Here is an 8,621-nt window from a genome sequence, read left to right on the forward strand (position 1 = left end):
GAACAGTGCCGCGAGGACGGGCAGCACGTACGCGACCGCGGCGACCGTATCCACCGCCACCGCACCGGCCGGGCCGCCGTAGGCCGACCACAGCCAGCGGGTGTAGCCGCCGTCGACTTCGGCTGCGCCCCGGTACATCCGAGTACTCGCCAGCGTCCCCGCCGCCGCCAGCACGGTCCGGTGTCCGGCCCGCCGCAGCGCCCGCGCCAGCGCCAGATCCTCGGTGATCGAACCGGCCACCGCCGCATGTCCGCCCACCGCGCGATAGACCGCGGCGTCGAAGACGAGGAACTGCCCGCACGCCACCGCGGTCGAGGGCCGCAGGCTGCGATCGGCCAGCCGCACCGGCAGCGTCGTGGCCCACGACCAGCACAGCAGCGGCTGCACCAGCGCCTCCGCGAGCGATCCGGCCCGCTGATACGGCCACGGCGACACCGAACCCGCACCGCTGCGGCGCAATTCGCTCACCGCGGCGGCGATGGCCTGCGGGCGCAGCCGCACGTCGGCGTCGAGGAAGATCAGGGCGCCGGGCGGCGGGTCGACGGTGACGCCCGCGAGTTCGGCCAGGCGCGCGCAGGCCGCGGTCTTGCCGGTCCATCCGGGTTCGGGGTCGGTGTCGGCCGCGACCACGGTGAAGCGGTCGTCGTCACCGATCGCCTCGACGGCGGCCGGGAAGGTGCCGTCGGTGGATCCGTCATCGAGAATCCAGATCCGCATACGCGAAACCCCTTGCTGGGCACGCAGATCCGCGATCAGCCGCGGGAGGCGGGTGGCTTCGTCGCGGGCCGGGATCGCGATGATCACCGGTTCGATCACCGGTGTGGCGCCGGCCCGCAGCCGCCGTATCGCCAGTCGGTTCACCAGTGCCACCGCACATCCAGCACCGGCCACGATCGCGCCCGCCGTGACGATCGGCTCGACTACCGACCGCGCGCCGCGCGGCGTCATATGGCCTCTCCCGGCGGCTGCGCCGAGGCGGCGGGGACGGTGCTCGCGGCGCCCATCGTGGTCCGGCTCAGGCGTCCTGTTTCACCCGCGGACGCCACGGCGGCGTGGGGTTGCGATTCAGATACGCCAGCACCGCGACCATGGCGGCCACCGCGAGGGTGATGCCGCCGACGATTCCGGCCCAGCCGGCGAATGAACGGGTGTTCGGATCGGCGTAGCTGACCTCGGCCTTCACGGTGCTCACATCGCCGGCCGGAAGCTTCCACGAGACCGTCGAATCGCCCTGGCGGGTGCCGTTGGTGGTGGCCACCCGGGCCGGGAACGCGACGGTGAACTGCACGTCGGAACCTTGCGGCGGAACGGATTTCAGGTCGACCCGGCCGGTGAGCGTCACCTTGTCGCCGGTGCGGATGAACTGCAGGTTGAACATGCCCTGCGTCTGATCCGACAGCGCGCCCAGCTGCTGCACCTCGCCGAAGGTCAGGTCGTCGAAGTAGACCTGACTGCCGACGTAGCCGTCCTGGCTGTAGGGCTCGACCCGGATCTTCGCGGCCAGCGTCTCGGGGGCCTTCAGCTCGGGGCCCTTGTCCTTGTCGTTGGCCGGGATCACCGCGGCCACCAGGTGCCCGGACACGCGGTCGTTCGAGGAGACGCCCATCGACACCTGGACCCGCAGGCAGCCGGTCAGCAACGGTGCCAGCAGCAGCGCCAGCAAGGCTACGGACCAGAGGCGCCGACGCCGGGTTCGCCGCGGCGTATGGGTCGACTCTGGCATCGATGGTGTCGGACTCGGCTGCACGGCACACATCGTGCCATGAGCCGCTGTGATCGTCGGCACGCGACGGGCGTTTACGGCGGCGCGGGCAGCCGGTCGCGGTGCCGAGCCTCCCGCAGCACCCACACCGCCGTGGGTACGGCCACCACTCCGAGGCCGATCAGGCCGTACCCCGCCGATGCGGGCAGATCCAGGAACACCGCGTGGGCCAGCGCCGATCCGAACCAGGTCCACAGCAGCACCGCGATCGGTACCGCGGGTCCGGCGCCACGCGGGGCGCAGCGGCGTTCGAGCGCCGCGAGCAGCGTCGCCATCAGGGCGCCGACCGCGAACCAGCCCAGGTAGTTCGTATACGGGATATCGCCGATTCCGGGCAGGCCCGGATGGGCCGAACACCAGGTCCACTGCCCGTCGGCCACCATCTGCGGATCGAGGTAGAGGTCCCAGCCCACCGCGCCCACCGCGGTCGCCAGAATGCGGGTGACGGTACGGCGGCACAGCAGCCCGGTCGCCACCCAGATCGGATAGAGACCGCCGACCCAGGCCACCGGCACGACCAGTGGCACCTGCGCGAGGTCGGGCCCGATCCGGCCGTGCGCGTAGTGATAGCAGCCGAACGGGAATCCGCGTGCGGTACCGATCATTTCGGCGACCGCGCCGACGCCGCCGACGATCACGGCATACCCGGCCGCCCAGCCGATGCCCCGGGCCACCCAGGCGTGCAGCAGCGCGGTGGCCGCCGACAGCGCGACGATCAGGACCGTCACCCGATCACGCGCCGAGCCGTCGGTGAGGGGATAGGCGATCTGCGCCGCGACCCAGGCCACGGCGGTCACCGCCGGCCACTGCCGCGCCGTCATCGCCGCGCGAAACGGCCGCGGCGCAGCGAGCGCAGCACCAGGCCCGCCGCGGTACGCCCGCTGGCTCCCGACACCCCACCGCCGGGATGGGTGGAGGCCCCGGTCAGAAACAGCCCCGGCGCACCCGGCACCTTCTGTCCGGACAATTCCGGAATGGGCCGCCAGAAGAACATCTGATCCAGCGACATCTCGACATGCATGACGTTGCCGCCGATCAGCCCCAGTTCGCTCTCCAGATCGGCGGGGGTCTGCACGTACCGCTGCCGCACCGAATCGGCGAAACCCGGTGCGTAGGAATCGACTTCGGCGATGATGCGGTCGGCCTCGCGCTCACCGTGCGCGCGCCAGTCACTGCCGTCGGCGAGCCGGTGCGGATGCCACTGCGCCCACAGCGACAGCTGATGTTCGCCGGGTGGCGCGATCGTGGGGTCGAGCGCGCTGAAACTCATCGCCAGCACCACCGGACGCGGCGGCAGTTCCCCGGCCAGCGCGGCGGCGTGGGCCAGGCGCAACTGCCGTCGATCGGACACCAGCAGTTGCAGTCCGTGCGCCGACTCCTGTTGTTCAGCGCCCGGGTACGCCGGAAGGGCGGTGGTGGCGGCCCGCACCACCATGCCGATACCGGGCCCGACCCGGATGCGTCGCCGCCAGTCGGCGAGGACGGTGTCGTCGAATCCGCCGCGCCGCAACAATTCCAGGGTGGTGAGCACGTGTGTGCCGGAAATCACGGTGTGGGCGAACAGGTCGCGTCCGCCTGCCGTGCGCACCCGCCAGCCGTCGCCCGAGCGGCGCAGCTCGGTCACCTCGTCACCGGCCGATACGGTTCCGCCGTCGGCGCGCAACCGCGCCACGAGTGCCGTGGTGAGCGCGCCGCTGCCGCCGACCGCGCGGCCGGGCGGCACCGTGTGCATCAATGCGGCGAAACCGGCCATCGGCGCGGTGCCGGGTTCCGACATCGGCGGCCCGGACTGCGCGCCGAACCAAGCCAGCGCCGCCTTCAGTCGTTCGTCGTCGAACCAGCTGTCCAGCAGGGCGTCTCCGGACTGCAGGAATTCCCGCGACAGCGCGCTGCCGCCGCTCCGGGCATCCAGGCCCCAGAACGCGCGCAGGAACCGGCCCGGCGTCGGCGCACCGCCGAACGCCCGCATCACCCGCTGGGCCCGGGGCCCCCACGTACGGACGAACCGCCGGTAGGCCTCGGCGTCGCGGGCGCCGCAGGCCCGTTCGATCGAGGCGCAGGTGCGGTCGACATCGCGGTGGAAGACGATCGGCTCGGCGCCGGAACCCACCGGCGCGGGCGCGAAAGCCCAAGGATCGCAGTCGATGTAACGCAGCCCGAACTTCTCCAGCTCGAGTTCCTCGATGATGCCGGTGTGGCGGATCATGATGTGCGCCGAGGAACCGCGGTCCACGAGATGCCCCGGGAAGCGCTCGACCGTCGACACCGCGCCACCGAGCACCTCGTCACGCTCGAGAACCTCCACCGGATGTCCCGCGCGTGCCAGATAGCAGGCCGCGACCAGTGCGTTGTGGCCGGAGCCGAGGATCAGCGTCGTCACTGCTCGGGCGTCCGCAGCGGTAGCCGGCGGCCGAGCACGGCGAAGCGCCGGGTATCACCGGAGAAAACGAAATGCCGGACCACATCGGTGAATCCCTGCCGGCGATACAGCCGCCAGGCGCGGTTGGCCTCGCGGTCCACCTCCGGTGTGGACAGCAGTACCGCCGCCTCCGTGCGCTGCTCGAGCAGCCGCACCAGCAGGGTCTCGCCGATGCCGCGTCCCTGGGCGGAGGGATGGACGTGCAGTTCGGTCAGTTCGAAATAGTCCGACAGCAGGGCGCGCGCGGTCTGCTCCGGCCAGCCCGAGCGGCGCATTCCGGTGTGCACCTGCTGATGCCACCACTGGTGCGGCGCACCGCGATATCCGTAGGCGATCGCGACGATCGGCGCGGTGCGCAGGTCGATCTGGCCGCTGTCGTCGGGTACCACCGCGGCGACGGCCTGCCAGCCCGGCCGGGTGGTGTGCTCGGCCCACATCGGGGCGCGGTGGTGTTCGGTGCCGCGGGGATAGTCCATCGCCGCGACGTACACGGCGAGGGCGTCGTTCAGCCGGTGGCGCAATGTCGCGGCCGAGAGGTCGACGACGACGGGCGCGGGGGTGTGGCGGGGCCTGACGGCGGTCATGTGCGGGGAGCCATATCTTCGGGGCCGTCTCTGTCTGTCGAAGGTGTCTGGGGTCTGGGGCGGACGTCGGATGCGGGTCGGACGGGGGTGCGGGGTCCCCATCCAGGGTGCGCGGCTCTCGTTCGGCGCGAAAGTCTGTCGGTGGTCGTCTCTATATTCACATTCAATTGAAACGTTCGAATACCTGTTCGGTTCGGCGCGGTCGACCGGGCCCGGTATGCGAAATGTGGAGGTGTCGAGATGGCTGGTCGGATGGACGATCCGCGACGTGCCGGCCGGGCGGGCGGTCTGCTCGACCGGGCGGACACGATGGTGCAGCAGGCCTGGGCCGAACCCGACCCGAGCGAGCGGCTGCGCAGCGCGTATCTGGCGGCCCTGCGCGGCGCCGGGGCGGTGCTGGCCGCGACCGGAGCCGACCGGGCGCCGCGGGCTCGCTCCCGCAACGCGTGGGTGCTGATGCAACAGGCCGCTCCGGAATTCGTCATGTGGTCGGACTACTTCAGCTCCTTCTCCGAAACCAGGGCGGCGCTCGAGGCCGGACTGGACCGCGCGATCAGCGACACCCAGGCCGACGAGTTCGCCTCGCGGGTGGAGGCATTCCTGCGCGATGTGGAGGATGCGCTGGCGATTACCGCGGCCCGGTTACGTCCCGCGCCGGGCTGGCTCACCGACGGCACGGCGTGAACATCGGCGAGTAGGTGGTAGCGCACTGATCGAACTCGTATCATTGGTGGCAGTAGCCGCCAAGGTCGGCTACTTGTCGTCTACCCGGAGGCGACAACCAGGACCTAGTGCCGGGGGAGGTACCGTGCCACTCTCCGAGCACGAGCAGCGCATGCTCGAACAGATCGAGAGCGCGCTCTATGCTGAGGACCCTAAATTCGCCTCGACCGTGCGTGGTGGTCGGCTTCGCTCTGCCACCGGAAGACGCAGACTTCAGGCGGCCGCGCTCTTCGTCCTCGGCCTCGTTCTTCTCATCGCGGGAATCGCCCTGCCCGTCAAGCCCGGCGGATTCCCCATCATCAGCCTGCTCGGCTTCATCGTGATGTTCGGCGCGGGTGTGTTGTTGTTGCTGGGCGGCTCGGGTATGACCAAGAGCGGCCGAGGCGGCGGCGACGCCTCCTCCGGTCCCGGTGGTGTTCCCGGCCGTGCGGCAAAGAGTAAGCAACGCAAGGCCGGTGGCTTCTCCGCTCGCATGGAAGATCGGTTCAGGCGCCGCTTCGAACAGGACAGCTGAGCCTCCGCTCGCGCCCCGAAGCGGCGGCGAGCGGCCGAATGTGGTTGCGCGATGATTGCCGTGCCCGGTACCGAGTAGCCGACAACGGAACAACCTCGAACGACACGCCGTGATGTGCGGCGTGTCGTTTTCTTTTCGCGGAGTGATCCGGATCGCGTTCACGCTGCGCCGGATTCGTCGCCCCCGCATTTCCCCACCTTGCCCCATGCCCGGCCCCCACGCTCACCCACCGCCTGCCGGGACGGCTCCCAGCTGCGGGTTTGCTGATGGTTGTCGGGCGGACCGCCCCGCCGGCGGCGCGTGTCGGGGGAACTCGATGAAATCTCCCCACCGCGGTGATAGCTGAGCTGACCTGCTGGATCGTCGGACCGGGGACCGAGATCACCGCGGCTTTCGATTGAAAGTGGGGGAAAGTGGGGTAATGTGGAGCGCGCACTGATAAGAGCCGATCAGACGAGGTGATCGAGCGGGAGGTGTCGAGACTGTGTTTCTCGGTACCTACACGCCTCGGCTGGACGACAAAGGGCGACTGACGTTGCCTGCGAAGTTTCGCGACGAGCTGGCGGGAGGGTTGATGGTCACGAAAGGTCAGGACCACAGCCTTGCCGTCTATCCCAAAGAAGAGTTCACCGCCCTGGCGCGGCGAGCCGCGGCGGCGTCCCGAAGCAACCCGCAGGCAAGGGCTTTCGTTCGTGCCTTGGCGGCGTCCACGGACGAACAACGTCCCGATGGGCAGGGCCGGATCACGTTGTCGGCCGAACATCGCCGCTACGCGAACCTGTCCAAGGACTGCGTGGTGATCGGCTCGGTCGATTTCCTCGAGATCTGGGACAAACAGGCGTGGGATTCCTACCTCGCCGAGCACGAGGAGGACTACTCGCTGGCAGGAGACGAGTCGCTGGGCGGAATTTTCTGATCCGAGACAGGCGAGTGCCCTGCGGCCTCTGCCCGGCACGGACCCTGACGTACTTCCCCAACGCCAGGTGCCGTGTTCGGTCAGAGACCCCGGGGCATTGGCTGTCCACTCGTTAGGCCATCCACCCGTCGCAAGCACCGTGAGCCAGGATCCGGGAGGTCGAGGTGAATCATGACAGCGACCGCCCCCGCCATGTGCCGGTTCTCTTGCGGCGTGCCGACGAAATCCTCGGCCCCGCATTGGAATCCGGCGGTGTCCTGGTCGACGCCACGCTCGGTTTGGGCGGGCATGCCGAACATTTTCTGCGGACCTATCCCGCGATCCACCTGATCGGGCTGGACCGTGATACCGAGGCGCTGCGCCTGGCCGGCGAGCGGCTCGAGCCCTTCGCCGACCGAATCACGCTGGTACACACCAGATATGACGGCCTGCCCGGCGCACTGCGGCAGGCCGGGCTGCCGGAACGCGGTTCGGTGCGCGCGGTGCTGATGGACCTCGGTGTCTCCTCGATGCAACTCGACGAGGCCGAGCGGGGATTCGCCTATTCGGTGGACGCTCCGCTGGACATGCGGATGGATCCGACCGCCGACCTCACCGCGGCCGATGTGCTCAACACCTACAGCCACGGCGACCTGGCCCGGATCCTGAAAACCTATGGCGAGGAACGCTTTGCGGGCCGGATCGCGAGCGAGGTCCTCCGCCGGCGCGCGCAGCGGCCGTTCACGACCAGTGCGCAACTGGTGGAGCTGCTCTACGACGCGATCCCGGCGGCGACCCGGCGCACCGGCGGACATCCGGCCAAACGCACCTTCCAGGCTTTGCGGATCGAGGTCAATCGGGAACTCGAGTCGCTGGAAGCCGCGGTGCCGGCGGCGCTGGCCGCGCTGGAGGTCGGCGGGCGGATCGTCGTCATGTCCTACCAGTCGCTGGAGGACAAGGTCGTCAAACAGATCTTCGCGCAGGCCTCGGCCTCGCGCACACCATTGGACCTGCCCGTCGAATTGCCCGGTATGGGACCGGAATTCGCGATTCTGACCAGGGGCGCGGAGAAGGCGAGCGAAACGGAGATCGAGGAGAACCCACGCGCGGCGCCGGTGCGTATGCGGGCCGCGGAGCGAATACAGGCGGCCGGGTGACAGCGATCCGGCTACGGGGGTATTGCCGGTGCGGCAGCACTACGACGGGCAGTCCCACAGGAAATCGGTAGGGGAGGCAGGAATATGAGCGTGCGGACACGGGTGGACGCACCACAGCGGACGCAGCGGTCCGCGCCGCGGCGAGCGCACAGCGCCGACCGCGTGAAATCCGGTGCGGCCCAACGCGCGTATGCGCGCCGGCGCAATCGGGCGGGCGAGCGCGTGCTTCCACCGCTACCCGGGCGCGCCGGGTCGATGATGGCCGGGCGGCTGCCGTTCGTGGCGGCGATTCTGGCCCTGCTCGGCTGCGGTCTGCTCGCGACCCTGGTGTTGACCACGCATGCCGCCGAGGACAGCTATCAGCTCAGCGACGCCCGCCGCATCAACCGGCAGCTGCTCGACGAGCGCGCGGCCCTGCAGCGCGAGGTCGAGGCCGCCGACTCGGCGCCCGAACTGGCCAACCGCGCGCGCGAACTGGGCATGATCCCGGCCAAGGATCCCGCCCGCCTGCTCGTGGCGCCCGACGGTTCGGTCACGGTGATCGGTAAGGAGACACCGGCCGAGGGT

Annotated in this window: 10 protein-coding genes; 5 read left to right on the forward strand and 5 right to left on the reverse strand. The window is 69.9% G+C overall.

Going from position 1 to position 8,621, the window contains the following annotated elements; all coding sequences use genetic code 11:
* The 5 genes from RJ03_RS09465 to RJ03_RS09485 form a co-directional block, all read right to left on the reverse strand.
* On the reverse strand, positions 1-948 hold a 948-nt coding region (locus tag RJ03_RS09465; protein WP_036500327.1), incomplete at its 3' end, for a glycosyltransferase family 2 protein.
* A 67-nt stretch (positions 949-1,015) separates the two neighbouring features.
* A complete protein-coding gene (locus RJ03_RS09470; protein WP_036500328.1) occupies positions 1,016-1,723 on the reverse strand; it encodes an LppM family (lipo)protein in 708 nt (235 codons plus the stop codon).
* 74 nt (positions 1,724-1,797) lie between these two features.
* A complete protein-coding gene (locus RJ03_RS09475; protein WP_036500329.1) occupies positions 1,798-2,583 on the reverse strand; it encodes a carotenoid biosynthesis protein in 786 nt (261 codons plus the stop codon).
* A complete protein-coding gene (locus tag RJ03_RS09480) occupies positions 2,580-4,142 on the reverse strand; it encodes a phytoene desaturase family protein (RefSeq protein ID WP_036500331.1) in 1,563 nt (520 codons plus the stop codon). The genes RJ03_RS09475 and RJ03_RS09480 overlap by 4 nt, the downstream gene beginning before the upstream one ends.
* Entirely contained in the window at positions 4,139-4,765 is a 627-nt protein-coding gene (locus RJ03_RS09485) for a GNAT family N-acetyltransferase (protein ID WP_036500333.1), read from the reverse strand. Before RJ03_RS09485 ends, RJ03_RS09480 begins: the two co-directional genes overlap by 4 nt.
* Before the next feature lie 240 nt (positions 4,766-5,005).
* Here RJ03_RS09485 and RJ03_RS09490 point away from each other — a divergent pair, with 240 nt between their 5' ends.
* From RJ03_RS09490 to ftsL, 5 genes are all read left to right on the forward strand, one after another.
* Positions 5,006-5,449, forward strand: a complete 444-nt coding sequence (locus tag RJ03_RS09490; protein ID WP_232329463.1) for an SAV_6107 family HEPN domain-containing protein — start codon at positions 5,006-5,008, stop codon at positions 5,447-5,449.
* A 124-nt stretch (positions 5,450-5,573) separates the two neighbouring features.
* Entirely contained in the window at positions 5,574-6,002 is a 429-nt protein-coding gene (locus RJ03_RS09495; protein ID WP_036500335.1) for an SCO2097 family morphological protein, read from the forward strand.
* Between the two features lie 484 nt (positions 6,003-6,486).
* The gene (gene mraZ / locus RJ03_RS09500) at positions 6,487-6,918 is read left to right on the forward strand and encodes a division/cell wall cluster transcriptional repressor MraZ (protein WP_030514722.1); all 432 of its coding nucleotides are present in this window, start codon (positions 6,487-6,489) and stop codon (positions 6,916-6,918) included.
* 164 nt (positions 6,919-7,082) lie between these two features.
* Entirely contained in the window at positions 7,083-8,054 is a 972-nt protein-coding gene (gene rsmH / locus RJ03_RS09505) for a 16S rRNA (cytosine(1402)-N(4))-methyltransferase RsmH (protein ID WP_036500337.1), read from the forward strand.
* Between the two features lie 84 nt (positions 8,055-8,138).
* Positions 8,139-8,621 (forward strand): cell division protein FtsL (gene ftsL, locus RJ03_RS09510; RefSeq protein WP_506330015.1); only part of this gene is annotated, 483 nt, incomplete at its 3' end.

It is taken from the genome of Nocardia aobensis NBRC 100429 (assembly GCF_000308375.1).
GTDB classification, from domain to species: Bacteria; Actinomycetota; Actinomycetes; order Mycobacteriales; family Mycobacteriaceae; genus Nocardia; species Nocardia aobensis.